Source organism: Sphingobium sp. AP50 (assembly GCF_900109095.1).
Classification (GTDB): domain Bacteria; phylum Pseudomonadota; class Alphaproteobacteria; order Sphingomonadales; family Sphingomonadaceae; genus Sphingobium.
The window spans coordinates 93,945-120,082 of record NZ_FNYZ01000016.1; the positions used below are offsets into that span (position 1 = coordinate 93,945).

20 protein-coding genes and 1 pseudogene are annotated in these 26,138 nt (G+C 63.5%); 13 read left to right on the forward strand and 8 right to left on the reverse strand.

Translation table 11 applies throughout. The features are described 5' to 3' along the window. Positions 1 to 26: 26 nt before the first annotated feature. Complete coding sequence (gene purF / locus BMY84_RS21470; protein ID WP_371262268.1) at positions 27 to 1,487, reverse strand: amidophosphoribosyltransferase; 1,461 nt, start codon at positions 1,485 to 1,487, stop codon at positions 27 to 29. 163 nt (positions 1,488 to 1,650) lie between these two features. Further along, complete coding sequence (gene chrA, locus BMY84_RS21475) at positions 1,651 to 2,862, reverse strand: chromate efflux transporter (protein ID WP_093086454.1); 1,212 nt, start codon at positions 2,860 to 2,862, stop codon at positions 1,651 to 1,653. Positions 2,863 to 3,062: 200 nt separating this feature from the next. On the opposite strand from chrA, the gene ccmC reads away from it, so the two are divergent. The 8 genes from ccmC to BMY84_RS21510 all read left to right on the forward strand — a co-directional run bounded on the left by ccmC (position 3,063) and on the right by BMY84_RS21510 (position 10,070). Next, positions 3,063 to 3,785 (forward strand): heme ABC transporter permease CcmC, encoded by a 723-nt coding sequence (gene ccmC / locus BMY84_RS21480; RefSeq protein WP_093086528.1) that lies wholly within the window; start codon positions 3,063 to 3,065, stop codon positions 3,783 to 3,785. Positions 3,786 to 3,801: 16 nt separating this feature from the next. Continuing rightward, the gene (locus tag BMY84_RS30555; protein ID WP_256215344.1) at positions 3,802 to 3,933 is read left to right on the forward strand and encodes a hypothetical protein; all 132 of its coding nucleotides are present in this window, start codon (positions 3,802 to 3,804) and stop codon (positions 3,931 to 3,933) included. Then, entirely contained in the window at positions 3,930 to 4,376 is a 447-nt protein-coding gene (gene ccmE / locus BMY84_RS21485) for a cytochrome c maturation protein CcmE (protein WP_093086455.1), read from the forward strand. The genes BMY84_RS30555 and ccmE overlap by 4 nt, the downstream gene beginning before the upstream one ends. A gap of 124 nt (positions 4,377 to 4,500) precedes the next feature. Continuing rightward, positions 4,501 to 6,429, forward strand: a complete 1,929-nt coding sequence (locus tag BMY84_RS21490) for a heme lyase CcmF/NrfE family subunit (protein WP_093086457.1) — start codon at positions 4,501 to 4,503, stop codon at positions 6,427 to 6,429. Beyond that, a complete protein-coding gene (locus tag BMY84_RS21495; RefSeq protein WP_093086459.1) occupies positions 6,426 to 6,953 on the forward strand; it encodes a DsbE family thiol:disulfide interchange protein in 528 nt (175 codons plus the stop codon). The genes BMY84_RS21490 and BMY84_RS21495 overlap by 4 nt, the downstream gene beginning before the upstream one ends. Further along, positions 6,950 to 7,360 (forward strand): cytochrome c-type biogenesis protein, encoded by a 411-nt coding sequence (locus tag BMY84_RS21500; RefSeq protein ID WP_093086460.1) that lies wholly within the window; start codon positions 6,950 to 6,952, stop codon positions 7,358 to 7,360. The genes BMY84_RS21495 and BMY84_RS21500 overlap by 4 nt, the downstream gene beginning before the upstream one ends. Continuing rightward, entirely contained in the window at positions 7,357 to 8,001 is a 645-nt protein-coding gene (locus BMY84_RS21505) for a tetratricopeptide repeat protein (RefSeq protein WP_093086462.1), read from the forward strand. The genes BMY84_RS21500 and BMY84_RS21505 overlap by 4 nt, the downstream gene beginning before the upstream one ends. Positions 8,002 to 8,147: 146 nt before the next feature. Continuing rightward, positions 8,148 to 10,070 (forward strand): potassium transporter Kup, encoded by a 1,923-nt coding sequence (locus BMY84_RS21510; protein ID WP_093086463.1) that lies wholly within the window; start codon positions 8,148 to 8,150, stop codon positions 10,068 to 10,070. A 92-nt stretch (positions 10,071 to 10,162) separates the two neighbouring features. On the opposite strand, the gene BMY84_RS21515 is transcribed toward BMY84_RS21510, so the two are convergent. Further along, positions 10,163 to 10,624 carry an Hsp20 family protein gene (locus tag BMY84_RS21515; protein ID WP_093011411.1) on the reverse strand — a complete coding sequence of 154 codons (462 nt, stop codon included), beginning with the start codon at positions 10,622 to 10,624 and terminating at the stop codon, positions 10,163 to 10,165. A 241-nt stretch (positions 10,625 to 10,865) separates the two neighbouring features. Between BMY84_RS21515 and BMY84_RS21520 the strand changes: the two are divergent. The 3 genes and pseudogenes from BMY84_RS21520 to BMY84_RS21530 all read left to right on the forward strand — a co-directional run bounded on the left by BMY84_RS21520 (position 10,866) and on the right by BMY84_RS21530 (position 15,530). After that, positions 10,866 to 12,017, forward strand: a pseudogene (locus BMY84_RS21520) (IS3 family transposase). A 198-nt stretch (positions 12,018 to 12,215) separates the two neighbouring features. Continuing rightward, positions 12,216 to 13,100 (forward strand): LysR family transcriptional regulator, encoded by an 885-nt coding sequence (locus tag BMY84_RS21525; protein ID WP_256215350.1) that lies wholly within the window; start codon positions 12,216 to 12,218, stop codon positions 13,098 to 13,100. 180 nt (positions 13,101 to 13,280) lie between these two features. Further along, positions 13,281 to 15,530: a FepA family TonB-dependent siderophore receptor gene (locus BMY84_RS21530; protein WP_093086467.1), complete on the forward strand. Its 2,250-nt coding sequence runs from the start codon at positions 13,281 to 13,283 to the stop codon at positions 15,528 to 15,530. 356 nt (positions 15,531 to 15,886) lie between these two features. Here BMY84_RS21530 and BMY84_RS21535 read toward each other — a convergent pair whose 3' ends face one another. The 5 genes from BMY84_RS21535 to BMY84_RS21555 all read right to left on the reverse strand — a co-directional run bounded on the left by BMY84_RS21535 (position 15,887) and on the right by BMY84_RS21555 (position 19,513). After that, positions 15,887 to 16,780, reverse strand: a complete 894-nt coding sequence (locus tag BMY84_RS21535) for an alpha/beta hydrolase (RefSeq protein ID WP_093086470.1) — start codon at positions 16,778 to 16,780, stop codon at positions 15,887 to 15,889. After that, positions 16,777 to 17,565 carry an energy transducer TonB gene (locus tag BMY84_RS21540; protein ID WP_256215351.1) on the reverse strand — a complete coding sequence of 263 codons (789 nt, stop codon included), beginning with the start codon at positions 17,563 to 17,565 and terminating at the stop codon, positions 16,777 to 16,779. Before BMY84_RS21540 ends, BMY84_RS21535 begins: the two co-directional genes overlap by 4 nt. Positions 17,566 to 17,570: 5 nt before the next feature. Further along, entirely contained in the window at positions 17,571 to 17,987 is a 417-nt protein-coding gene (gene exbD, locus BMY84_RS21545) for a TonB system transport protein ExbD (RefSeq protein WP_093086473.1), read from the reverse strand. Between the two features lie 5 nt (positions 17,988 to 17,992). Then, a complete protein-coding gene (exbB, locus tag BMY84_RS21550) occupies positions 17,993 to 18,811 on the reverse strand; it encodes a tonB-system energizer ExbB (protein ID WP_218147000.1) in 819 nt (272 codons plus the stop codon). A gap of 108 nt (positions 18,812 to 18,919) precedes the next feature. Then, positions 18,920 to 19,513 (reverse strand): TetR/AcrR family transcriptional regulator, encoded by a 594-nt coding sequence (locus BMY84_RS21555; RefSeq protein WP_093086476.1) that lies wholly within the window; start codon positions 19,511 to 19,513, stop codon positions 18,920 to 18,922. 105 nt (positions 19,514 to 19,618) lie between these two features. Here BMY84_RS21555 and BMY84_RS21560 point away from each other — a divergent pair, with 105 nt between their 5' ends. Beyond that, positions 19,619 to 22,525 carry a DUF2339 domain-containing protein gene (locus BMY84_RS21560; RefSeq protein WP_093086478.1) on the forward strand — a complete coding sequence of 969 codons (2,907 nt, stop codon included), beginning with the start codon at positions 19,619 to 19,621 and terminating at the stop codon, positions 22,523 to 22,525. A gap of 51 nt (positions 22,526 to 22,576) precedes the next feature. Continuing rightward, on the forward strand, positions 22,577 to 25,972 hold the full coding sequence (locus BMY84_RS21565) for an acyl-[ACP]--phospholipid O-acyltransferase (protein ID WP_256215346.1): 3,396 nt from the start codon (positions 22,577 to 22,579) through the stop codon (positions 25,970 to 25,972). Positions 25,973 to 26,138: the final 166 nt, after the last annotated feature.

Consider the following 26,138-nt stretch of genomic DNA (forward strand, 5'->3'; position numbering starts at 1 on the left):
GCCCGATCGGGCCGCCCAAAGAAGGATCAGACCACGCGCTCGGCGAGCAGTTCGAACTGGTTGGTGACGACTGCGTCGTCCTGATCGGTCAGCTTGGTAGGATAGTCGCCAGTGAAACAGGCATCGCAATATTGCGGACGGATGTCCGCGCGCTTGGCCTCACCCAGTGCCTTGTACAGGCCGTCGATCGAGATGAAGGACAGGCTGTCGGCGTGGATGAAATCCTGCATCCCGCCCACGTCCAGCTTGTGCGCCAGCAGCTTGGTGCGTTCGGGCGTGTCGACGCCATAGAAGCAGCTATGCTTGGTCGGCGGCGATGCGATGCGCATATGCACTTCGGCCGCGCCAGCCTCGCGCATCATCTGTACGATCTTGAGCGATGTGGTGCCGCGCACGATCGAATCGTCGATCAGCACGATCTTCTTGCCCTCGATCAGCGCGCGGTTGGCATTATGCTTCAGCTTCACACCCAGATGGCGGACCTTGTCGCCCGGCTGGATGAAGGTGCGGCCGATATAGTGCGACCGGATGATGCCCAGTTCGAACGGAATGCCCGATTGCTGGGCATAGCCGATGGCCGCAGGCACGCCGCTGTCCGGCACCGGGATGACATAGTCGGCATCGACCGGATTTTCGATCGCCAGTTGCGCGCCGATCGCCTTGCGGACCGAATAGACACTGGAATTGTCGATGATCGAATCGGGGCGGCTGAAATAGACATGTTCGAAGATGCATGGGCGCGCATGCGTCTCGCCGAAGGGACGGTGCGAGCGGATTTCACCGTCATTGGTGACGATGACCAGTTCGCCCGGATCGATCGAGCGGACATAGTCCGCGCCGACCACGTCGAAAGCCACGGTTTCCGATGCGAAAATATAGGCGTCGCCCAGCTTGCCCATGACGAGCGGGCGGATGCCCAGCGGATCGCGGCAGGCGATCATGCCTTCGGGAGTCATGACGATCAGGGAGTAGGCGCCCTCGATCTGCTTGAGCGCGTCGATGAACTTGTCGAGCAGGGTGCGGTAGCTGGAGGTCGCCACCAGATGGATGATGACTTCGGTATCCGACGTCGACTGGAAGATGGATCCGCGACGAATCAGTTCGCGGCGCACCTTCATCGCGTTGGAGATGTTGCCATTATGGGCAATGGCGAAACCGCCCGAATTCAGTTCCGCATAAAGCGGCTGAACGTTGCGCAGCGATGTTTCGCCGGTGGTCGAGTAACGGACATGGCCGCAGGCACTTTCACCCGGCAGGCCCCGAATCACTTCGTCCCGGTCGAAATTGCCCGCCACATGGCCCATGGCCCGGTGGGTATGAAAATCATGCCCGTCCCAGCTGGTGATGCCGGCGGCTTCCTGACCGCGATGTTGCAGCGCGTGAAGGCCGAGCGCGACGATGGCAGACGCCGTTTCCCCATTGGAAACGCCGAAAATGCCACATTCCTCGCGCAACTTGTCGTCGTCGAAGGGATTGGTCGTAATCATGGGTGTGAGCGGTTCCATAGCCGTTCCTGACAACCCTGTAAGGGTCATCCATGGGCGCGCATATAGTGCGTAAAGGTCGCTTTGTCGCCTCCCTGTCATAAAAAAGGCGATGAACGGCCCGGAAACCCAGTGTTTCCGGCCATTTACTGGAGAATGGGTCTGGTTATAGCGGCAAAAGGCAGCCCATTAGAGCCCCTGCGGCCATGATCGCAGGCGTCACCCAGGCGCCTTTCATCCGCCAGGCGACGATCAGCGCGACGGCAAAGATGGGCAAGGCGATCAGGACATTGTCTATATGGGCGCCGGTTGCGCAGGCCAGATCGACGAAGGTCGCCGCGATGATGCCGAGGACGGCGGCGGCCACGCCGGCCAGCGCGTGATGCAGGGCCGGGTGCTCGACCACCGCCTCCAGCCGTTCGAAGAAGAGCAGGGAGAAGGCGAAGGCCGGCAGGAACATGCCGACCGTGATCGCGATCGCCCCGACTGGCCCGCCCACGACATAGCCGACGAAGGTCGCGAAGATGACGAGCGGCGCGGGCAGCAGGCCCGCCAGCGCGACGCCATCCAGAAAAGTCGCGTCGCTGATCCATCCGCGTCCCACCGTGTCCGCCCGGACATAAGGTATAGCGGTATAGGCGCCGCCGAAGGTGAGGAGGCCGCCCTTCAGTCCGGCAAGGAACAGCATGGCCAGGGTGACGGGCGCGCCGCTGGTGGCGATCGGCGTTGTATGGGGTAGAGGCAGATGGGGAAGTACCAGCTTTGCCGCGACGGTCAGGCCGAGCATTATGGCGACGGCCAGCGCTGGTCGATCTGGCATCATATGCGCGATTGCCCCAGTGGCGAGCAGCAGCCAGAAGGGAACGCCCAGCAGGGTAGCGGCGAAGGCGATGGCGGCGATGAGCCCAAGCAGGCGGCTTTCGACGATATGCTGTCCGATTCGCACCACCGCCCGCAGGATGACCGCCAGCACCACGATCTGCACGCCCAGCAGCAGGCCGGCCAGCGACGGATTGCCCGCGACCCACCCTATATAGAGCCAGCCGGCCGCCAACATCAGCAGGAAGCCGGGCAGCATGAAGCCCAGACCCGCGAGCAGGCCGCCGATCCGGCCGCGCGCGACCATGCCCATATGGACGCAAAGTTCATGTGCTTCCGGGCCGGGCAATATCTGCAATATGGCCAGCAGGCGGTTGAAGCGGCGCGGCTCAATCCAGCCTTCCTCCTCGACCAGTGACTGGCGGATCATGGCGATCTGCGCGACCGGTCCGCCAAAGGCGAGCGCGCCGAAACGCAGGAATTTCAGGAACAGCGCCGTCAGGCTGAACTGGGAGGGTCGGGTCGGAAAGATGCCAGCGGCATCGGCGGTATCGGTCATGGCAACGCCCCTTTGCGCCGCGCATGCGGCGAATGGAGCGGACTTGGGCGGACACCGCCTCACCGGGCGTCCGCGTCGGCCCGATAGGGCAGGGTATCGATCGGGAAAGCGGCGATTGTCAAGCGGGTGCGTGGTCCATGGCTATCGGCAAAATGCCCTACTGGCGCAGCGCTTCACGCACCGCTACACACGCAGCCCTGATGCACCGTTTTGCCAATCCCGCCCGCTTCCTGAAGATCGCGCGTCCGCTGACCGGCTGGTTGTTCTGGCCGGGTCTGTTGCTGATCGTGATCGGCAGCGCATGCGGCCTGTTCGTGACGCCCGCCGACTATCTTCAGGGGGATACGGTGCGTATTCTCTATATCCATGTACCCGCCGCCTGGCTGGGCATGGGCGGATGGAGCGGCATCGCGATCGCGGCGCTGATGCAACTGGTCTGGCGCCATCCGCTGGCGGCCATTGCGGGCCGGGCGATCGCTGCGCCGGGCGCCTTGTTCACCGCGATCTGCCTGATGACCGGCTCCATCTGGGGGCGGCCGACCTGGGGCACTTGGTGGGAATGGGACGGACGCATGACGTCCATGCTGGTCCTGCTGTTCCTCTATCTGGGCTATATCGCGCTCGCCAATGCCAGCGCGCGTGACGGGCAGGGTGGCGTGAGCAATGTCACGGCCATTTTCGGGCTGGTTGGCGCGGTCAATATTCCGATCATCAATCGCTCCGTCGTCTGGTGGAACAGCCTGCATCAGGGCCCGAGCATCACCCTGCGCGGGTCCAGCATCGACGGATCGCTGCTCTGGCCGCTTGGGCTGACCCTGCTGGGCTTTTCGCTGTGGTTCGGGGCGATCGTGCTGATGCGGATGCGGGCGATACTGGCACAGAATAAAGTCGAGGCGCGCATGCAGCGTCTGGCCCGAGGGTAAGGGCAAGAGGGTAGAGATGAACCAATGGGCTTTCGTGATCGCCGCTTATGCGGTGACGGCTATAGGGACGGGGCTGGTCAGCCTGTTGAGTTGGCGTGCGATGCGGAGTGCTGAGCGCGGGGCCGAAAAGCTGTCGGACCGGTCATGAAGGCCAAACATCAACGGCTGATGCTGGCGCTGGCGGCGCTGGTGGCGATTATCGGCGCCGGATTGCTGGCGGTGTCGGCGCTCAAGGATGAGGCCGCCTATTTCTATACGCCCGGCGACGTGAAGACCAAGGGCGTCGAGCCGGGCAAGAATATCCGGCTGGGCGGCATGGTGGTGAAAGGCAGCCTGAAGCGGGCGGCCGATGGCGTCACCATCCATTTCGACGTGACCGATGGCAAGGCGACCGTGCCAGCCACCTTCAGCGGGATCGCGCCCGACCTGTTCAAGGAAGGTAGCGGAGTCGTGGCGGAAGGTTCGTTCGACGCGAAGGGCACATTCGTCGCGACCAACCTGCTCGCCAAGCATGACGAACGCTATATGCCCCGCGAGTTGGAGGGGATGACTTATAATGAGACAACCCACGAGATGAAGGCGGAGCGGTGATTCCAATTCTCCACCTCCGTCATCCCAGCGAAGGCTGGGATCTCACTTCTTCTTCAGCGCGAGGGCAAAAGAAGAGAGATGCCAGCTTTCGCTGGCATGACGATGATGTGAATGGGGGGCGGGCATGATCGCCGAAACCGGTCTGGCCGCTCTGTGGCTGGCGGCGGCGCTGGCTCTGCTGCAATTACTGCTGGCCTTCGCGGGATTGAAGGGTGGCAAGACTGAATTGCTGGCCGCCGTGCGCCCCGCTGCCGTGGCGCAGGGGCTGCTGACCGCCATTGCCTTCGCCCTGCTGATCACCCTGTTCCTGCGGTCGGACATGTCGGTGCTGCTGGTTGCGACCAACAGCCATTCGATGAAGCCCTGGCTTTACAAATTCGCCGGCACCTGGGGCAATCATGAAGGGTCTATGCTGCTGTGGGTGACGGTGATGGGCGTTGCGGGCGCAGCCGTCGCGCTGTTCGAGCGGGCGCTCAAGCGCGACGCGCATATGGCGACGCTGGGCGGGCAGGCGGCGATTTCGCTGGGCTTCTACGCCTTCCTGCTCTTTTCCTCCAATCCCTTCGCGCGGATCGATCCGCCGCCGGACGGGCAGGGGCTGAACCCGCTGCTGCAAGACCCCGGTTTGGCCTTCCATCCGCCGACGCTCTATCTGGGCTATGTCGGCCTGTCGGTCGCCTTCTCCTTTGCCATCGGTGCGTTGCTGACGCGGCAGGTCGATGCCGCCTTTGCGCGCGCCATGCGGCCATGGGTGCTGGCGGCATGGGTGCTGCTGACGCTGGGCATCACGGCGGGCAGCTATTGGGCCTATTATGAACTGGGCTGGGGCGGCTGGTGGTTCTGGGACCCGGTCGAAAATGCATCGCTGATGCCATGGCTGGCGGCGACGGCGCTGCTGCATAGTGTGACCGTGCTGGCGACGCGCGACGCGCTACGCGCCTGGACGATCATGCTGGCGGTGATCGCTTTCTCCATGTCGATGGTCGGCACCTTCCTTGTCCGATCGGGCATATTGACCAGCGTCCATGCCTTCGCCGTCGATCCTTCGCGGGGCAGCTTCATTCTGGCGCTGCTAGCCATCTATATTGGCGGGGCACTGGCGCTGTTCGGCTGGCGGATCGGATCGGTGCGTGAAGGCGCGCCGTTCGAACTGGTGAGCCGGGAAACCATGCTGGTGGCCAATAATCTGCTGCTGTCGGTGATTTTGGGGATCGTGCTGATCGGCACTCTCTATCCGCTGATGACCGAAGCCTTCGGCCATAAGGTGTCGGTGGGCGCGCCTTATTTCGACCGGATCGCCGGGCCGCTGGCGCTGGCGCTGATGGTCGTGCTGGCGGCCGGGCCGCTGACTCGCTGGCGGCGGGACAGCGCGAGCGCGGTGGGCAAGCGGCTGATCGTGCCTGCGCTGCTGCTTGTCGTGGCGGCGGGGGCGCTGGCGATCCTCGCATGGGGCCGGATCGGCATCCTGCCTTTCCTGGGCCTCGTCATCGCCATCGCGGTCGGCGCGGCGAGCATCGCGCCTTTGTGGAAGCGCAAGCTGCTGCGCACGCCGCTCTTCACCTGGGGCATGGTGATCGCGCATCTGGGCTGCGCCGTCAGTCTGGCCGGCATGGCCTGCGATTCGGCCTTCACGGTCGAGAAGCTGGTGGCGGCGCGCCCCGGTGACACGATCCAGACGGCCGGCTGGACGCTGCGCTTCGTGCAGATCATGCCGATCGCGGGGGACAACTGGACCGCGCTTCAGGCGGATATGCAGGTCGATCGGGGCGGTGCGCCGGTGCTGATCCGGCCACAATCGCGCTTCTTCGCCTCTCCGCCGACCACCACCAGCGAAGCGGCATTGCTGACCCGTTGGAACGGACAGCTTTATGTCGTGCTGGGTGAGGAAGTGGAGGGCGGCCGCTGGCAGATGCGTATCTGGTGGAAGCCGTTCGTCACCTTCATCTGGCTGGGCGGCATCATGATCGCGCTGGGCGGCGCGCTGGCGCTGGTCGGGCGGGAGCGGCGCGGCTGGCTGCTGAAATGGCGGGCGCGCAGGGAGGCTGAGGCATGAGGAAAGTCTGGATCTGGCTGCCGCTCATGCTGTTTCTGGCCTTTATCGGCCTGTTCGCCAGCGGGCTTTTCCAGCCCGACGACCGCATCATCCATTCGCGTCTTGTCGGTCAGCCGCTGCCGGCCTTCACCCTGCCGGCGGGGGCCAGTGACCGGCCGGCGCTGACCAGCGCTCAACTCGCTACCGGCAAGCCGCGCCTGCTCAATGTCTTCGCCAGCTGGTGCGTGCCCTGTGCTGCGGAGGCGCCGCAACTGATGGCGCTGAAACGGGCGGGGGTCGAGATTGACGCCATCGCCATTCGCGACGCCCGGCCTGATGTCGACGGCTTCCTGAAGCGCTATGGCAATCCCTATGCCCGGATCGGTCTGGATGCGCGCAGCGCCGTGCAGATGGCGCTGGGATCGTCCGGCGTGCCGGAAACCTTCGTGATCGATGGCAAGGGGCGGATCGCCTATCAGCATATCGGCGATATTCGCGCCGATGACGTGCCGATGATCCTCGACCGGCTGAAGGATGCGCAATGAAGCTGCTGCTTGTCTTGCTGATAGCGCTGGTCGCGGTACCGGCCGTGGCGCAGACGGCGCTGCCGCCCGCGCCCTGGGCTGATCGGCAAATTCCCGATGCGGCGCAGGAGCGCAAGGCCAAGGCGTTGATGGAAACCATCCGCTGCCTCACCTGTCAGAGTCAGTCGATCGCCGACTCGGGTGCCAGCATGGCCGGTGACATGCGATCGCAGATCCGCGAGCGGATCATGGCCGGGGAACAGCCCGAAGCGATCCGCACATGGTTGATCTCTCGCTATGGCGACTGGGTCAGCTATGAGCCGACCGCCGCGCCGATCCTGTGGCCGCTCTGGGGCGCGCCTTTGCTGTTTCTGGGACTGGGGCTGTTGCTGCTGCGCGGCCGGATCAAGCGGAGGAAAAGCCGATGACGGGATGGTTCATCGCCTTTGGCCTCGCGGCTTTCGTCTTCGTCGCCCTGCTGCTGATCGGGCGCATTCCCCGGTCGGCGCGGGAAATCAGTGCGGCGGCGCTGTTGCTGGGGCTGGCTGGCTATGCTTGGCAGGGGCATCCGGGACAGGCCGGGGCGCCGCGCCATGTGGCGCAGGGCAAAGGCGAGGCGTTCGACGAGAAGCAGGCGGAAAAGCGCCGTGGTCTGGCGGAACGCTTCGGCCCGGCGGCGCAATGGATGATGCTGTCCGATGGCCTCGCACGGCAGGGCAAGACCAAGGAGGCAGCCAATGTGCTGCTATCGGGCCTGCGCGCGACGCCCGATGACGCCAATTTGTGGTTGGGGTTGGGCAATGCGCTGGTCAATCATGCCGATGGCGTGCTCTCGCCCGGTGCTGAGTTCGCCTATCGCCGGGCGCTGGCGATCGATCCGGCGGGACCGGCACCGCGCTATTTCTATGGTCTGGCGCTGGCGCGGAACAACCAGTTGCAGGGCGCGCGGGATATGTGGGCGCCGCTGGCCGCCAGCGCGCCGGCCGGCAGTCAGGTGAAGGCGGAACTGGAAGCCTATATCGCGCGTATCGACGCGATGCTGGCCAATGGCGATACTGTCCCGCAATGATGCGCCGCAGCGCGGATGATTGCGCCCCGTCTGGAGGCGTGATAGGGCGCGGCGCTATGCAGGGTATGACATATCCTTTCCAATCCGCTATCCTTCGGCGCGGTATCCCTCAGCCCGGTGTGCGATGACCATCAGGTTTTCCTTTCATGGCTGATCTTCTTCCCAATACGGCGCCGGCCGATGACGAGCAGCATGGCCACGGCCATGGGCGGCAAAAGGCGACGGTAAAGCTGGTCGTCGGCGCCATCGGCATCGTCTTCGGCGACATCGGTACCAGCCCGCTCTACGCTTTCCGCGAAACCTTTGCGGGCCATCATCATCTTGCTCTGGACCCCGACCATATATTGGGCGTGATCAGCCTGATGTTCTGGTCGATGATGCTGGTCGTGACGCTGAAATATGTCAGCATCATCATGCGCGCCGATAACAAGGGCGAGGGCGGCAGCCTGGCGCTGCTGGCGCTGATCAACGGCCAGACCAAGACGCAGCGCTGGTCGCGCGGCATCGTGCTGTTGGGCGTGTTCGCGACGGCGCTTTTCTATGGCGACTCGATGATCACGCCGGCGGTGTCGGTGCTTTCGGCGGTCGAGGGTCTGACCGTCTATAATCCGGCGCTGGCCCCGGCGATCCTGCCGGTGGCGATTGTCATCCTGCTGGGTCTGTTCTGGATACAGGGGCTGGGCACCAACAAGGTCGCTGCCTTCTTCGGCCCGATCATGCTGACCTATTTCGTGACGATCGCGGCGCTGGGCGTCCTCTCGATCCTCAAGACGCCGGGTATCCTCTATGCGCTGAACCCCTATTGGGCGTTCATGTTCTTCGTCACCGATCCGCTGCCTGCCTTCCTGGCTTTGGGCGCGGTCGTGCTGGCGGTGACGGGGGCGGAGGCGCTTTATGCCGACATGGGGCATTTCGGGCGCAAGCCGATCAGGGTGTCCTGGCTGTTCTTCGTGCTGCCCGCGCTGATGCTCAACTATATGGGGCAGGGCGCTCTGCTGTTTCGCGAAGGCGCGGCGGCGCTGCACAGCCCCTTCTATAATCTCGCGCCACAATGGGGCCAGTTGCCGCTGATTGTGCTGGCGACGCTGGCCGCGATCATCGCGTCGCAGGCGGTGATTTCCGGGGCTTTCTCGGTCACGCAGCAGGCGATCCAGTTGGGCTTCATGCCGCGCCTGCGCATTTCCCACACCAGCGCGTCGACCGCGGGCCAGATCTATATCCCCCTGATCAACTGGGGGCTGATGGTGATGGTGATCCTGCTGGTGCTGGTGTTCCAGACATCGTCCAACCTGACCGCCGCCTATGGCATCGCGGTGACGGGTGCGATGTTTATCGACAATGTGCTGCTGACGGTGGTGCTTTATCGCTTGTGGCACTGGAAATGGTATTATGCGGCGCCGCTGCTGGCGGTATTCTATGTGGTCGATGGCGCCTATCTGGCTGCGAACCTGACCAAGGTGCCGGACGGCGGCTGGTTCCCGCTGCTGATCGGCTTCATCGTCTTCACCCTGTTGACCACATGGTCGCGCGGTCGCCGGCTGGTGCAGGATCGTTTGCGCGAAGCGGCGATGCCGATCCCGGTCTTCGTCGCCTCCGCCGCCAACAGCGCGGTGCGGGTGTCGGGAACGGCGGTGTTCATGACATCGACGCCCGATGGCGTGCCCCATGCGCTGCTCCATAACCTCAAGCATAACAAGGTGCTGCACGAGCGGGTCATCCTGTTGACAGTGAAGATCAAGGATGTGCCGGTCGTGGAGGATGATGGGCGGTGTAAGCTGGAGGATCTGGGCCGGGGCTTCTTCCGTCTGGTGCTGCAATATGGCTTCATGCAGGAACCCGACGTGCCGGCCGCGCTGAAGAATGTGACCGGTTGCGGGCAGGCGTTCAAGATGATGGACACCAGCTTCTTCCTGGCGCGCCAAACATTGTTGCCGTCCGCCAAGCCGGGGATGCCGCTGTGGCGGGAAAAGATCTTCGCCTGGATGCTGCGCAACGCGGAAAGCGCGATGGAGTTTTTCCGCCTGCCGACGAACCGGGTGGTCGAACTGGGTAGCCAGGTCGAGATATAATTCTTCCCCCGTAAGGGGAGGATTTTCAGGCATAAAAAAGGGCGCAGCCTTGCGGCACGCGCCCTTCGCTTATCTTGTTGAACGATGCCGGATCAGGCTGCGTCGCGGCCTTCGTTGATGTCGACGAGGTGGCCGCCATTGACGGCGATCTTCTTGGGCTTCATCGCTTCGGGCACTTCGCGCAGCAGTTCGATGCTCAGCAGGCCATCGGCCAGATCGGCCTTTTCCACCCGCACGAAATCGGCGAGTTCGAAGCGGCGCTCGAAGCTGCGGTTAGCGATGCCGACATGCAGGAATTTGGAGCGATCGGTCGAATTGTCATCCTTGCGGCCGATCACCTGAAGCAGGTTCTGCTGCGCGGTGATGTCGATTTCTTCCGGGCGGAAGCCGGCGACGGCAAGGGTCACGCGATAGCGGTCTTCGGACAGGCGTTCGATATTGAAGGGCGGGTAATTATCCCCCTGCGCCAGACGGGCATTATTTTCGATCAGGTCGAACAGACGATCGAAACCCACGGTCGAGCGGCGATAGGGGGTCAGGTCGAAACCACGCATTGTCATAATCTCCAAAAGAGCAAAATGAACCTGCCGGACCCGTATCTGGCATCCGGCGATAGTCTGTCCGGCCCCAATTGGCGACCGGACAGCGTTGATATGGTTGCGGCTTTGCGGCTTTCAAGAGCGAGCGCGATGTTGGCAATTTCACTCCAAAATTGAAGGAGATTTAGGCGTTGAACTGAATAGCCCCTAGTTTTCTAGACGCCTTCCATCCTAATTTTGAGGACAGGAGACGGCGATGGGGAAGTTCATTTTCAACGATGAGTTCAAGCGTGATGCAGTTGCCCAGATCACCGAACGTGGGTATCCGGTAGCCGAGGTTTAGGTGCGCTGGCCTTCGGCTCTGAGCGACTCGGCTTCAGTCAGCATTTTTCTGTACGCATTGAAGCGGCAATTGGCGCGGGCGGTGTCAGCAAGGATGCAGAGTTCCGTCAGTTTAAGCGCGAACTGGATCGGGTGACGGGGAGCGCGACGTCCTAAAAAAGCCACCGCGTATTTGACATGCGGTCACTTCGTTTCGCCAAGGACGCAAAGTGAGATACGCGTCCGTTACTTAGCATCGCTACCAGTTCCGGGTTCGGTCGATATGCAGGTGCCTGCGCATCCAGCCCAGCGGTTTCCATGCCTGTCAGAAGAGCCCCTTGAGTGCGAGGGCTTGGATGCTCGGCAGACAGAGTTGATCCGTCAAGCCTGAAGCGACAACGGCAAGGTTTATGGCTACTGCAAGCTGCATGCTGATCTGCTGGATCAAGGCGAGAGATATTAGTCCAAACCACATTGCCCGCCCGCCAAGGCTGGCGGGTGTGAAGGCGCAGATCGGCTACAAGCGCCGGCCGGAGAGCTATGGCGGCAAGCCATCCCTGACTGTCGATAACATTCTGATGTCGCTGCGCACGACAGGGCTTGGGTGACAGACATCACCTTCATCCGGCCTTTGAAGGCTTTGCCTATCTGGCCGTCGTGATCGATCTCTATTCCCGCCGCGCGGTGGGCTGGTTGAGGGAGGGCCGGTCGACCACCGATTTGATACTTTAGGCGCTGCACATGGCAGTATGGCGGCGCAAGCCAAAGCAGAGAATGCTGATCCATTCGGATTAAGGCTCGCAATTCACCAGCGTGGATTGGGCAGCCTTCATCCATGCTCAAAATCTTTGAGCATTCGATGAGTCGGCGCGGCAACTGTCATGGCGACGCGCTAGCCGAGAGTATCTTCTCGCCGCTCAAGCGCGAGCGCATCCGACGACGCACCTGCAAAACACGCGCGGAAGTCCGGCAGGACATGTTCGATTATATCGAGATCTTTTACAATCAGGAATGCAAGCCTGTCAGGAACTGGATGCTGTCTCCCACGCAGTTCGACCATCAGCAGATTCCGAAATCAGAAAAATAGGGGTTGCTCACATTGCTGGTTAGACTGGGTTTATTGCTGACCGATAAAATATGGCACTGATACTATAAGAAGTCCGATGGATGGCCGCAAAAATGGTTATTTCCTTGTTATTGATATTGCGCCGCAATAGCGTGATCCCCATATTCATTTCTGAATGAGGGAGTATGCGAGATCCGTCTGCACGGCATCGATCTGAACCTGCTTGTCATGCTGAACCAGCTTTTGCAGGTGGGCAGCGTGAGCGTGGTGGCTCGCCGGTTGCGGGTGAGCCAGCCGACCGTCAGTCGGGGGCTGGCGCGGCTGCGCGAGATTTTCGACGATCCGCTGTTCATTCGCACCAATCAGGGGTTGCAGCGCAGGCAGCGGGCCGAGGAGTTGCTGGAGCCGCTCAGCGAATGGCTGGGCAATGCCGATGCCCTGTTCGAACCCAAGATATTCGATCCCGGCGCGCTGGAAAAATCCTTCCGCATTTCGGCAACGGATTCCGGGCTTGCCGCGATCTTTTCTCTCGTGCACGCACGGCTGGCCGCGCTGGCACCCCATGCGCGCGTGGATATCCAGTTTTATAGTGACAATGTCGCAAACCGGCTGGCGTCGGGGCAGACGGATTTCGTGATATCGGGCTATTTGCCCGACGATCGCACGGCCTATAGCCGCCGGTTGATGGCGGAAACGTCCGTCTGCGTGATCCGGCGCGATCATCCCCTGCTGGCCTTGTCGGGCGGGATCGATCTGGGGGCCTATCTTGATTATCCGCATGTCAATGTGACGGTTGGCGATGAGGGCGTCGATCCGCTGAGCAGCCTTCTGGCCCTTCAGCAGGTCGAGCGGAAGATCGTTGCGACCATACCCTTTTTCTTCGGCGTCGGCGCCTTCCTGTATGATATGGATGCGATCGCCACGGTGCCGGGTCGGGTAGCCGATCAGCTATGCCTGGACCCGCGCCTGGCCCAATTGCCGGCCCCTGCGGAAATCCCCGGCTATGACTATTGGCTGCTATGGCATGAGCGCATCCGGCGCGACCCGTCGACCGCCTGGTTTGTCGATCTGGTCGCCGATATCTGCCGGTCGGGCCACGCATAATCGATATTCATTTCAGATTGTGGCCTTCCGCTAACCCCTGTGGCAACGGCGCTAATGCGAGCTAATCGCAAACATAAAGCGCTTCCGCGCCGTGATTTTTAAAGACGCTCTTGGATGACCGCCCCGGAACCCATGTGATTCCGCGGGGCGGCGTCCTGTGCCTATGCTCGAAGGGGGCTTATGAAACTGGATATCTTCACCCTGCTGTCCGCGACTGCGCTCAGCACCATAGTCTGCGCGACGGCGATCGCGCAGACGAGCGAAAGCAGCAATGCCGCGCAGCAGGAAGAACAGGCCGAGACGCAGATTCTGGATGAACTGCGCGTGCTGGATACGGCCGAGGCGCAGGCGCGTCAGGCGCTGGGTTCGTCCATCATCACGGCCGAGGATATTCAGAAGCGGCCACCGGTCAATGATCTGGCCGACATCATCCGTCGCCAGCCGGGCATCAACCTGACCAACAGCGGATCGGGCGGCACCTATGGCAATAATCGCCAGATCGACATTCGCGGCATGGGGCCGGAAAACACGCTGATCCTGATCGACGGCAAGCCGGTCCAGTCGCGCAATTCTACGCGCATGGGCCGCGACGGCGAGCGCAATTCGCGCGGCGACACCAATTGGGTGCCGGCCGAGGAAGTCGAGCGCGTCGAAATCCTGCGCGGCCCGGCGGCGGCGCGCTACGGTTCGGGCGCGGCCGGCGGTGTGATCAACATCATCACCAAGGGGCCTTCGCAGGACTTCCACGGATCGGTGACCGGCTATATCCAGCAGCCTGACGACACGTCAGAAAGCAACACGAAGCGCGCCAATTTCTCGCTGAGCGGGCCGATCGTGAAGGATATCGTCAGCTTCCGCCTCTATGGCAATTATAACAAGACGTCGGCCGATAATGCGCTGATCAACGCCGATGCATCGGGGACCGCCGAAGGTGAAAATCCGCCCGGTGCGCGCGAAGGTGTGACCAACAAGGATATCAACGCCATGCTGCGCTTCACGCCCGGCAGCGGCCAGCGCCTGGACATCGAAACCAGCTTCAGCCGTCAGGGCAATGAATATGCGGGCGAATATCGCCTGTCGGGCAGCGGCGCGACCAGCGAGAATGTGTCGGCGATGGTGGGCGAGGAGACCAATGTCATCAAGCGCCAGACCGCCAGCGCCAATTATCAGGGCGATTTCGATTTCGGTACGGCGAAGCTGATCGCGCAATATGAATATACCAAGAACCGCCGCCTGAACGAAGGTCTGGCCGGTGGTCCTGAAGGGACGTTCAATACGACGAGCGAATTTTCGACGTCGCGCATGAAGAACTGGTATGTGAACGGATCGCTGGACGTGCCGTTCCAGACCGGCAGCCTGATGCATGTCGTGACGGTCGGCGGCGAATTCCGATACGAATATCTGAACGATCCCTATGCCATGTCGCAGGTTCTTCAGAACACGCAGGAAATTCCCGGCGCAGAAGAGGGCACGCGCGATGCGACTTCGGATGCCGATACGTTCGCCGCGTTCATCGAGGATAATATCATCCTGGGGCCGGTGACGGTGACGCCGGGCATGCGTTTCGACCGGCATAGCCAGTTTGGCAGCAACTGGTCGCCCAGCCTGAACCTGTCCTTCGCGCCGATCGCCAATCTGACGCTGAAGGGCGGCATCGCCCGCGCGTTCAAGGCGCCGAACCTGTATCAGTCCAACCCCAATTATCTTTATTATACGCGCGGCAATGGCTGTCCCCTTGACTATTCGAACCTGGGCGGCGGCTGCTATGTGCAGGGTAATGCGGATCTGGATGCGGAGCGCAGCGTCAACAAGGAAATCGGCATCGCCTACGCCCCCAAGGGGTGGAATTTCAGCGTCACTTATTTCCGCAACGATTATGACAACAAGATCATCGCGGGCAATGTGCCGATCGGCAATACCACGGGCGGATCGACCATCGGTCGCATCTTCCAGTGGCAGAATGCGCCCAAGGCGGTTGTGGAAGGCATCGAAGGCAATATCCTGCTGCCGCTGCACAAGACGCTGAGTTTCAACACCAATGTCACCTATATGATCCAGAATGAGAATAAGACGACCGGCGAACGGCTGTCGGTCATTCCCGACTATACGATCAACTCGACGCTGGACTGGCAGGTGACGCCGCAATTCAACCTGCTGATGACCTTCACCCGTTACGGCAAGCAGGTGCCCAACAGCGTCTTCTATAGCGGGGCGACCCCGACCGAGGAGCAGTTGCGGCCGCGCCCGGCCTATAATCAGGTCGGCCTGAACGCCAATGTGAAGGTGAACGACAATTTCCGTATCGGTGCGGGCGTGTCCAACCTGTTTAACAAGCGCCTCTATCGCGAAAGCTCGAACAATGCGTCGGGTGCGAACAATTATAACGAGCCGGGTCGTGCTTATTTCGTGACGACGACGGCGTCCTTCTAATAGGCTTTGTTCCCATCCGGTGCTCTCGTGGGGTCGGATGGGGCCAAGCGATCAAAGGCGAACCTTGTCCCTCTCCCACCGGGAGGGGGAGGGAGCCGCGCAGCGGCGGAAGGGTGAGGGGGACAGGGTGCGAAAGTGGCTGCCCTCACCTTCCCACTCGGCTGCGCCGAGCGGGCCCCTTCCTCTCCCGATGGGAGAGGAGATGATGTCGGCACACTACCCAAACCTGCCTTTTCACCACGCTTGAAATGCACGGAAGTTTAACATCGTCGCAGCCTGAAAGTGCGAAATGGCGAAAGGGCCGCAACACCAGAGAGGTGCTGCGGTTCTTTTCGTTCGGTTTCAGAAGGTGAGGCCTACGGCCGCAATCCGACGGACAGGCGCAGGGCGGGCGGGATGGTGGCGTTGAACATCGGGCCGTGGGTGAGGCCGGGGAAATCCTGTCGCTGGACCTTCAGGCCTTTGATCGCCTTTAGCCGGTCATCGAAGGCCTGCCGCCCCTCTGCGCCGATCGCGCGGCGGCCTGCGCGGGCGGCGCGGGCCGGATCGACCTCCGTGGTGGAGCCTTCGCCGATGACCAGCGTGCAGCGGCATCGCAGGCCAGTCGTCGCGCCATGGGTGATCGCGCCGTCATTCCACCAGAGCGAGGGGCTGGCGGCATAATAGGCGCTGAACGCCTGTGGATGGACGAGCAGCACATGCAGCGTGAACAGGCCGCCGAGGCTGTGGCCCCATAGGGTCTGGCGCTTTGGATCGATCGGGGCGAGCGCGGCGACGCGGCTGCGCATGTCTCCGGTCATGAGGGCCAGTATCGCGTCCGCTTCGCCGCTCTTGCGACCGCGCGTATCCTGGCTTTGCGGGCCGGGCGTATAGTCCCGCGTCCGTTCCGTCGTATCCAGTCGCAGCGGACTATCATGGCCGACGGCGACGATCACTGGCGGCCCGGCGGCGTCCAGCGTGTCGAGCATCTTTTCGTCGATCGCCGCCATCGCGGCCTTGCCATCCAGCATCCAGATCGCCGGATAGCCGGTCTTTGGCGCTTTACGTTTCGGGATCGCGACCTTGAGCAGATAGCTGCGCGCGCCGTCGGGTGATGCGACCTTCAGCGTTTCGAAACGATAGAGGGGATGGCCCCGGTCTGCGATCGTCTGGGGCGCCGGAAGGCTGGTGTCGGGCTGCGCGAATAGAGGGGCTGCCGCCCCCGCGAAAAGGGCGAGGGGCAGGCCGACGGCCGCAGGAAAATGTTTCATTTTGTTCCGGGAAGATAAAAGCCGATGGGGACTTGCATGGGGATGGTGTCGCCGGCCACTTCGGGCGGCGGCGGTGGAAGGGGATCGGCGCGGCGGACCGTGTCGAGCGCTTCGGTGTCGAAGGGCTTGAAGCTGGCGCCGCGATTGACCTCTACCGACAGCACCTTGCCCCGGCGGTCGAGCGTCAGGCTGATCTGTACGCGGCCTTCGCGTTTCATCAGCTTGGCGGCCTGGGGATAGCGTTTATGCCGATCGAGATGGGCGAGAACCCGGCCGCGCCAGACGGCGGCTGCATTGCCCCCGCCACGTGCGCTTTCACCTGCTGACGATCCGGTCGAGGCGCCGGTTGCCGCGCCACTGGCCGTTCCGGTTGTACCTGCCTGGCTGCTGCCGGTGCCGGCCGCCGCGCTGGGGGCTGCCGCCGGAGCAGGAGACGGGCGGGCGGCGGGCAGGCTGACAGGGACGATGGGACGGGGCGTCTCTATGATGGGCGTCGGTTCGCTTTTTTGCACGACCGTCTGCTGCGGCACCGGCTTTGCCGCCGGGGCGGGTGCGGGGGCAGCGGCCGATGCCTGAGCCGACGGGGCGATTTCCTGCGCGATGGGCAGTGGCGCGAGATCGATCGCGATCGGCGGCGGTTCTGGCAGGCGCACCAGATGCGCGCCGCTCCAGCTTGCCGCGATCACCAGCGCGACGCCATGCGCCGCGGCGACCGCGCTGAGCGAGCGGCGCCATCGCTTCGTGTCACCGCGATCATCGAAGAGGTGCGCCGGGTTGAGGGCCACCGCGCTCAAGTGGCGCTCTCCGCGCCGACCAGCGCGATCTTCAGATAGCCTGCGCCGCGCAGCAGGTTCATGACCTGCATCAACCGGTCATAATCGACGCTCTTGTCGGCGCGCAGGAAGATGCGCTGTTCGGTATCGCCCCCGGTCGCCTGTGCGATACCGGCGGCCAGCGCATTTTCCGTGACCGCATCATTGCCGATCGAGAGGCTGCGGTCGGCCGAGATGGTGACATAGAGGGGCTTGTCCGGCTTGGGCGCAGGCAGGGCAGAGGCGGCGGGCAGGTCGACCTTCACATCCACGGTGGCGAGCGGGGCCGCCACCATGAAGATGATCAGCAGCACCAGCATGACGTCGATGAACGGCGTGACGTTGATCTCATGATTTTCGCTGAGATCATCGTCATGGCTGAGCTTTGCGGCCATGCGGTTTACTCCGCCGCCTGAAGCATTTTGGGCTTCACCTGACCCCGGCTGGCGTCGCGCGAGACGAGGCGCAACACGGCGGCGGAAGTGTCGCCGACCAGTGCCTTGTAACCGGCGATCTGGCGGGCGAAATGATTGTAGATGACGACGGCCGGAATGGCCGCGACCAGACCCAGGGCAGTCGCCAGCAGCGCTTCGGCGATGCCCGGCGCGACGACGGCCAGATTGGTGGTCTGGGTTTCGGCGATTCCCACGAAGCTGTTCATGATGCCCCAGACGGTGCCGAACAGGCCGACGAAGGGTGCGGTGGAGCCGATGGTCGCGAGGATGCTGGTGCCGCGCTGCATCCGGCGAACGGCGGCGGTTTCGGTGCGGTCGAGGCGCGAGACGATACGTTCCTTGAGGCCATCGACATCATCGAGCGCACCATCGGACTGCTGGATTTCCACGCGGGCGGCGCTGAGGAAGGCGGCGGCAGCGATGGCATCGGTACTGACTGCGCGGGATGCGTCGCCCAGGCCGCGCGCGTCATCGATCTGGGTGAAGGCGGTCCGGTGGAGGGCGACCAGCTTCTTGAGTTCCAGCGATTTGGCGACCAGCACGGTCCATGTCGCGACCGATGCGAGGGCGAGGCCGATCATCACCGACTTCACCACCCAGTCGGCCGCCATGAACATGCCCCAGGCCGTCAGGTTATGCGGCAGGGTGGGGGCTGCGGCGAGGGCGGGTTCGGCGGTTGCGGCCAGCGCCATGGCGGCAAGGAGGACGGTGCTGCGTGTCGTGGACGCGCGCGGACGGGACGGCAAAATCGATGCAAAAGCCATGTTGACCCCCAATATGATATTGGTTCGCATTAGTTAACTCGCTTCGACTCTGGCACCCCCTCCACATGAATAACCATTATGCCCACTGTGAAACTGGCAGGGCAGGCGTCAGGCGATGGCCGCCGAGAGCGATTCCCGGACCCGTGCTATCGCCAGTTCGAGCGGCTCCGTCTCCCCCAGCAACAGAAAGCTGCCGTTGAGGGCGAAGGTGCAATGGCCATGCACCGTTGCGATCAGAGACCGTGCCAGCCGGGGCGCCTGATCGCGGGTTTGGGGGGGCAATATCGCTGCGACTTCGCGCACCACTACATCGGTCAGGCCGCCGCGCCGGATGGCGAGCGTGTCGGGCATCGCCATGTCGGCGGGCAGGCGATGGTCGTAGATTGCCGTCCACAGATTGAGATTGTCGGCGGCGAAGCTGAAATAGCCCTGCACCAGCGCCGCGATCCGATCGGTCGAGGGCGATGCCAGCTGCTCTTCCAGATGCGCGGCCCATAGCTCAAAGGTGCGCGTGTTGATCGCGGCGAGCAGCAGATCGTAGCTGCCGAACACATTATAGAGCGTGCCCACGGCATAACCGATCCGCTTTGCCACTTCCCGCGCGGAAAAGCGCGCGAAGCCGACCTCCGCCATCAGGCGATGGCCTTCCTCCAGGATCAGCACCTCCAGTTCGGCGCGGCTATGGTCGGATCGTCTGCCCATGAGGGCCGGTTTAGAAATTTAATTGATCACTGTCTAATATTTTAATTGATCACTGTTCAATTTCGCTTTATCCAGCAGTCCTCCATGGCGAATGGAAGGTCTGTCATGCTGGTTGCGCTGCTTTTGATCCTGTTGGGTGCCGTGTTGTTCGATACGCGACGCCGCATGATGGCGCTGGAGGCGCGCATCGCCATGCTGGAGGCGGAGGCGCAGCCTGTGCGCGTATCAGTTGCGCCCGTACCGATCGTGCCGGAACCGGTGCGGGTGGTGCGCGAGAGGGTGGTGGTTCCGCCGCCGCCCACGCCCAGGGTGACTGCACGTCGGACGCCATGGGCAGAGACGGTTGTTCAGCCGGAGGCCGCGCCGGAGCCGGAAGTTTTTGCTGCCGAACCAATCGAAGAGATCGCGTCCGCACGCCCCGCCTTCGGGTTTGAAGAATTGTTCGGGCGACGCCTGCCGATCTGGGCGGGTGGTGTCACGCTGGCTGTGGCGGGCGTGCTGCTGGTCAAATATTCGATCGATTCCGGGCTGTTGTCGCCTGTCATTCGCGTGCTGCTGGGCCTGATCTTCGGCGGCGGGCTGATCGCTGGCGCGGAAGTCGCGCTGCGGCAGGAAGCGCGGGTGCGCGATGCCCGCGTGCGGCAGTCGCTGGCGGGTGCTGGCCTTGCCACCCTTTATGCCGTCATTTTGGCGGCGGCCAATCTCTATCATCTGGTCGGGCCGGGCACGGCCTTTGTCGGTCTGGCCGGAGTGACCGCGCTGGCCATGGGCCTGTCGCTGCGCTTTGGTGCGCCCAGTGCGATGCTGGGGCTGGTAGGCGGTCTGGCCGCGCCGGCGCTGGCAGGGGCGGACGAGCCCAATATTCCGCTGCTGTCCTGCTATCTGGCGCTCACCATCGGCGGCCTGTGCGCCTTGTCCCGGACGCAGCGCTGGATGTGGCTGGGCATGGGCGCGCTGATCGGTGGCGCGGGCTGGGGCAGCCTGCTGCTGCTGTCCGGTGCACTGGATCTGGCGTCTTCGCTGTCGGTTGGTCTGCTCATTCTGGCGATCGGCATCGCCTTTCCGCTGTTCGCTTTCTCGGGCAGCCGGGCCGCGCTGATCCGCGCGGTGTCGGCCGTGGTGGCATCGGCGCAGATGGCGGCGCTGATCGCGACCGGTGGTTTTGCGCTGCTGCACTGGGCGCTGTTCGGCCTGTTGTCGGTCGCCTTCCTCTGGCTGAGCGGTCGGGAGCCGGCGTTGCGCCGCCTGATGCCTGTCGGGCTGGCGGTGGGGCTGTTGCTGGCCGGGGCCTGGCCTGCGCCGGCGGCTTCCAGCTTCACGCTGGTCGTCCTGGGACTGGCCATGATCTATGGCGGCGGAGCGCTGTGGCGGCTCTGGCGCCCGGCGGGTGGTCTGATCGAGGCGGGGCAGGTTGCGGGCGTGGCGCTGGGTGGGCTGGCGGTGAGCGCGCTGCACTTTTATCGCGGGTCGGCGGCGGACGATCTGCGCTTTGCCCTGATCGCGCTCGTGGCCAGCGCCTTGCCCGCCGTCGCGGTGGCGATGGGGTGGCATAATCCGGCGCGGAGGGACGATGCACGGCTTGCCCTGCTGGCGACCAGCGCGGCGATCCTGCTGGTGCTTGCCGGTATTTTCGGCCTTGCCGGATGGACCCTGCCGCTGGTGGTGGGGATCGTCGCGGTCGCGCTATTGATGCTGGCGGCGCGGGCCGGGGACATGCGGATCGAATATAGCGGCTGGGCTTTTGTCTTCACGGCCGTCGCGTCGCTGGTGTCCGGGGACCGGGGGTTGGATGAGTTGGGCCGACTGGCCGGGGTGAGCGCGGATGCCGCGCCGGGGATCGCCCTGTTGCGCTGGAGCGGCGTGGGGCTGGCGCTGATGCTCTATGCCTGGCGGGCGCGACTGGCCGAAGGGCGGCTGGTGGCGCAGATCGTCGCCACGCTCTGCGCCTATGGCGCCCTTGTGCAGGTCGTGCCGGTGCTCTGGCTCGCCCCGATCGTTGCGCTGGCCTTGCCGTTGCTGGCCGAAGGCGCGCGCCGCCTGCCGCCGTTGCGCCTGTTGCCTGCGCTGGCGACTTTGTTCCTGCTGACGTTCCTCTGGGCAGCGGAACCGCTGCTGGCGTGGATCGACCCGGCGATGCTGTCGCTGCTGGGGCGGTCGATGCTGGTGAGCCTGTTGCCCGATAGGGCCGACATGCTGCTTCGCCTTGCCCTGCCGGCCGCGCTGATTGCGCTGGCGGTGGTCCGGGGGAAGCGGGCGATCGGGCCGATCGGACGGCAACTGGCGGTGATTGCGGCCGGTCTGTTCGGCATGATTGCCCTGCATATTCTGTACAAGCAGGTCTTCGCGATCGCGGGCCATGCCGCCTTCGTGCGGATGGGCCTTGCGGAGCGCACGCTTTGGGAGGGTCTGCTGATCATGGCGGGCTGGGCCGCATGGCGCCGGTTCACTCAGCGGGAGATCGCCCTGACGCTGGTGGCGGCCGGGATCGCGCATAATCTGCTCTATACACTGTTGCTGCATAACCCACTCTGGGCGGCGCAGGCAGTCGGTAGCGTGCCACTGTTCAACCTGCTGCTGCCTGCCTTTGCCATTCCGCTGGTCGGGCTGTGGCTGGTCGGGCGGATGGCGCCAGACCTGGCGGAGCGCTGCACGCGCTATCGCGACGGCGCCTATATGGTCCTGATCCTGCTGTTCGCCTTTACCATGCTGCGCCAGTTGTTCTGCGGGCCGATGCTCAACCTGCCCTATCTGTCGGCGGGCGAGGATATTGGCCGCTCTGTTCTGGCGATCGCGCTGGCCATCAGCTTCCTGCTATGGGGTATTCGCCGGGGTGGGCGTGACTGGCGGATTGCATCGCTGCTGTTGATGCTGGGGGCGGTGGCCAAGGTGTTCCTGCTCGATGCGTCGGGGCTGACCGGGTTGCTGCGCATCGCCTCCTTCCTGGCGCTGGGCTTCAGCCTGATCGGTATCGGCTGGCTCTATAGTCGCCATCTGCGCGCTGACACCGATTAACGTCTCGTCATTACTTCACGCTTATGGCCTTGATCATGAGGGGTATTGTTCATGTCCGCACCTGATCTGTCTTTGCTTGCCAAACGTCGGTTCGCACCTTTGTTCGTCGTCCAGTTTCTGGGGGCGTTCAATGATAATCTGCTGAAGTTCGCCCTGCTATTTCTGGCCAATTTCGTCCTGTTCCGGGCGGAACCGGGCAAGGCGGAGCTGCTGGCGACGATCGCGACGGGCCTGTTCATCCTGCCCTATTTCCTCTTTTCTGCGCTGGCCGGGCAGATTGCCGACGCCTGGGACAAGGCGAAGCTGGTGCGGGCGGTCAAGGCGGCGGAAATCGTCATCATGACGATGGCGCTGATCGGCTTCTGGCTGCAATCGGTGCCGCTGCTGCTGACCTGCCTGTTCCTGATGGGGTTGCATTCCACCATCTTCGGCCCCGTCAAATTCTCGATCCTGCCGCAGCACCTGCATCCTCAGGAGATGATGGGCGGCACCGGGCTGATCGAGGCGGGCACCTTCCTTGCGATCCTGAGCGGACAGTTGCTGGCCGGGGTGATTTCGGCGCAGACGGCGGGCCTTGTCGCGGTCGGCATTGCGTTGCTGGGGTTCCTCTCCAGCCTTGCCGTCCCGTCTGCGCCACCGGTGGCGAAGGGGCTGCGGATCGACCCCAATATATTCCGCAGCACCTGGCAGATATTGAAGGCGGCGCGCCATGGACGCGGGGTGTGGCTGTCCATCCTGGGGATCAGCTGGTTCTTCGGCATGGGCGCGGTGCTGCTGGCGCAATTCGCGCCATTGGTGAGCGGCGTGCTGCATGCGAAGCAGGAAGTCGCCACGCTGTTCCTGCTGGTCTTCTCGCTGAGCGTGGCGCTGGGATCGCTGCTGGTCAATCGCCTGCTGCGTGGTGAAGTGTCGGCCCGTTTCGTGCCGCTGTCCGCGCTGGCACTGGCCGGTTGCCTGATCGATCTGTGGCTGTCGACCAGCGCCTATGTGCCGCAGGCTGGTGAAGCGAGTATCGCCGCCTTCGTCGCGTCGGCGGGAAGCTGGCGCATCCTGTTCGATCTGTTCGGCATCGCCTTTGCCGGGGGCATGTTCATCGTGCCGCTCTATGCGATTCTTCAGACCCATGCCCCGCGCGAGGAGCGGTCGCGCACGATCGCGGCGAACAATATCGTCAATGCCGCCGTCAGCGTGGCCGTGGTGCTGGTGGTGACGCTGATGCTGGCGCGCGGCGAAAGCGTGCCCGGTGTGATCGGTACGCTGGGCTTTGCGACGCTGACCATTGCGCTGATTTCCTGCTGGCTGCTGCCCGAAACCGTTATCAAGTCGCTGTTCCGGGGGCTGTTGCGGCTGCTCTATCGGGTCGAGGTGTCGGGCGCGGAGAATATGCCGGCGGTGGGCACGCCCGCCGTGGTCGTGGTCAACCATGTGTCCTTTCTCGACGGGCTGCTGCTTGCCGCCTTCCTGCCGGGCAAGCCGACCTTTGCGGTGCATACCCGCATTGCCAAAGCCTGGTGGATCAAGCCGTTCCTGCCGCTGTTCGACGCTTTCCCGGTCGACCCGACCAATCCGATGGCGGCCAAGGCGATGGTGAAGGCAGTGCGCGAAGGGCGGACGCTGGTGATCTTCCCGGAAGGGCGCATCACCGTGACCGGCGCGCTGATGAAGATATTCGACGGTCCCGGCATGGTCGCCGACAAGGCCGACGCGCCGATCATCCCAGTGCGCATCGACGGCGCGCAATTTACGCCCTTCTCGCGTCTGCGCGGCAAGGTGCGGTTGCGCAGCTTCCCCAAGATCAAGCTGACCGTGCTGCCGCCGCGCCGCTTCAGCATAGATGGCGAGATGACGGCGCGGGCGCGCCGTGCGATCGCAGGTCGTCGCCTCTATGACGAAATGAGCGCGATGATCTTCGCCACGTCGCGGACGGAAGAAACGCTGTTTCAGGCGCTGCTGGAGGCGCGGCATATCCATGGGGCCAAGGCGCCCGTGGTGGAGGATATCAAGCGCGAGCAGATGAGCTATGGTCGGCTGGTCGTGGGCAGTCTGGCGCTGGGTCGCCCGCTGGCGGCGCCGACTCGGCAGGGGGAGGCGGTGGGTGTATTGCTGCCCAATGTGGCGGCGGTGGTCGCAACCTTCTTCGCGTTGCAGGCGCATGGCCGGGTGCCGGCAATGCTCAACTATACGGCGGGCCTCACCAATTTGAAGGCCGCCTGCACCGCCGCGCAGATCCGCACGATCGTCACCGCGCGCGCCTTTGTCGATCAGGCGAAGCTGGGGGAGATCGTTGCTGCGCTGGAGGCCGAGGGGCTGACCATCCTGTGGCTGGAGGATATCGGCGCGACCATCGGCACGGGAGCGAAGCTGCGTGCGCTGATCGCCAGCCGCTTTGCCGGGCGGGCGCATAAGCGGTTGCGCATCGCGCCTGACGCACCGGCGGTGATCCTGTTCACCAGCGGGTCGGAGGGGCTGCCCAAGGGCGTGGTGCTGAGCCACCGCAACCTGCTGTCCAATTGTCGCCAGCTTGCCGCGCGGATCGATTTCAACACGGCGGACATGGTGCTGAACGCGCTGCCGGTGTTCCACAGCTTCGGCCTGACCGGCGGCACATTGCTGCCGATCCTGCACGGGGTGAAGACATTGCTCTATCCCAGCCCGCTGCATTATCGGATCGTCCCCGCGCTGGCTTATGACAGCAATGCGACGATCCTGTTCGGCACCGACACCTTCCTGTCGGGCTATGCGCGGATGGCGCATGGTTATGATTTCTATTCGCTGCGCTACATCTTTGCCGGGGCCGAGCGGGTGCGGGACGAAACGCGCAAGGCCTATGCCGACAAGTTCGGCCTGCGCATATTGGAGGGCTATGGCGCGACCGAGGCGGGGCCGGTGATCGCGGTCAATACGCCGATGCATTTCCGCGCAGGGACCGTCGGCCGCCTGCTGCCGGGGATCGAGGCGAAACTGGACGATGTGCCGGGCACTATAGAGGGTGGCCGCCTGTCCATCCGGGGACCGAACATCATGACCGGCTATATGAAGGCCGATGCGCCGGGCGTGCTGCAACCGCCGGAGGAAGGCTGGCATGATAGCGGCGATATCGTCACCATCGATGGCGAAGGCTTCGTCACGATCCGGGGCCGCGCCAAGCGCTTTGCCAAGATTGGCGGTGAAATGGTATCGTTGCCGGCGGTGGAGGGCTATGCCGCCGCGCTCTGGCCGGATGCCGAACATGCCGTGGTCACCCGGCCGGACGCGCGTAAAGGCGAGCAACTGGTGCTGTTCACCACGAAGAAGGGTGCGAAGGCGGGCGATCTTCAGGCCTGGGGCCGCGCCAATGGCGTTACCGAACTCGCCATTCCGCGCGACATTCGGGAATTGGACGCACTGCCGGTGCTGGGCACGGGCAAGCTGGACTATGTCAGCATGAATGCGATGGCGGCGGGTTAGAACCTGTTTGGAAAATGCGCGAAAGAGCGCATTTTCGATGCCGCACCGGCCCATACCCCCACCCGACCACCCAACTGGAATACTATGTTTGGGCGGTCGGGTGGGGGTGTGGGCCGGTGCGGATGCGCCGGAGGCAAGACTCTGAATCGTCATCCGCTTGGCAAGC

Bases quoted from the DNA above. Each gene is read 5' to 3' on its own strand.
- purF (WP_371262268.1), bottom strand. From the start codon at position 1,487: ATGATTACGACCAATCCCTTCGACGACGACAAGTTGCGCGAGGAATGT.
- chrA (WP_093086454.1), bottom strand. From the start codon at position 2,862: ATGACCGATACCGCCGATGCCGCTGGCATCTTTCCGACCCGACCCTCC.
- ccmC (WP_093086528.1), top strand. From the start codon at position 3,063: ATGCACCGTTTTGCCAATCCCGCCCGCTTCCTGAAGATCGCGCGTCCG.
- BMY84_RS30555 (WP_256215344.1), top strand. From the start codon at position 3,802: ATGAACCAATGGGCTTTCGTGATCGCCGCTTATGCGGTGACGGCTATA.
- ccmE (WP_093086455.1), top strand. From the start codon at position 3,930: ATGAAGGCCAAACATCAACGGCTGATGCTGGCGCTGGCGGCGCTGGTG.
- BMY84_RS21490 (WP_093086457.1), top strand. From the start codon at position 4,501: ATGATCGCCGAAACCGGTCTGGCCGCTCTGTGGCTGGCGGCGGCGCTG.
- BMY84_RS21495 (WP_093086459.1), top strand. From the start codon at position 6,426: ATGAGGAAAGTCTGGATCTGGCTGCCGCTCATGCTGTTTCTGGCCTTT.
- BMY84_RS21500 (WP_093086460.1), top strand. From the start codon at position 6,950: ATGAAGCTGCTGCTTGTCTTGCTGATAGCGCTGGTCGCGGTACCGGCC.
- BMY84_RS21505 (WP_093086462.1), top strand. From the start codon at position 7,357: ATGACGGGATGGTTCATCGCCTTTGGCCTCGCGGCTTTCGTCTTCGTC.
- BMY84_RS21510 (WP_093086463.1), top strand. From the start codon at position 8,148: ATGGCTGATCTTCTTCCCAATACGGCGCCGGCCGATGACGAGCAGCAT.
- BMY84_RS21515 (WP_093011411.1), bottom strand. From the start codon at position 10,624: ATGCGTGGTTTCGACCTGACCCCCTATCGCCGCTCGACCGTGGGTTTC.
- BMY84_RS21530 (WP_093086467.1), top strand. From the start codon at position 13,281: ATGAAACTGGATATCTTCACCCTGCTGTCCGCGACTGCGCTCAGCACC.
- BMY84_RS21535 (WP_093086470.1), bottom strand. From the start codon at position 16,780: ATGAAACATTTTCCTGCGGCCGTCGGCCTGCCCCTCGCCCTTTTCGCG.
- exbD (WP_093086473.1), bottom strand. From the start codon at position 17,987: ATGGCCGCAAAGCTCAGCCATGACGATGATCTCAGCGAAAATCATGAG.
- exbB (WP_218147000.1), bottom strand. From the start codon at position 18,811: ATGGCTTTTGCATCGATTTTGCCGTCCCGTCCGCGCGCGTCCACGACA.
- BMY84_RS21555 (WP_093086476.1), bottom strand. From the start codon at position 19,513: ATGGGCAGACGATCCGACCATAGCCGCGCCGAACTGGAGGTGCTGATC.
- BMY84_RS21560 (WP_093086478.1), top strand. From the start codon at position 19,619: ATGCTGGTTGCGCTGCTTTTGATCCTGTTGGGTGCCGTGTTGTTCGAT.
- BMY84_RS21565 (WP_256215346.1), top strand. From the start codon at position 22,577: ATGTCCGCACCTGATCTGTCTTTGCTTGCCAAACGTCGGTTCGCACCT.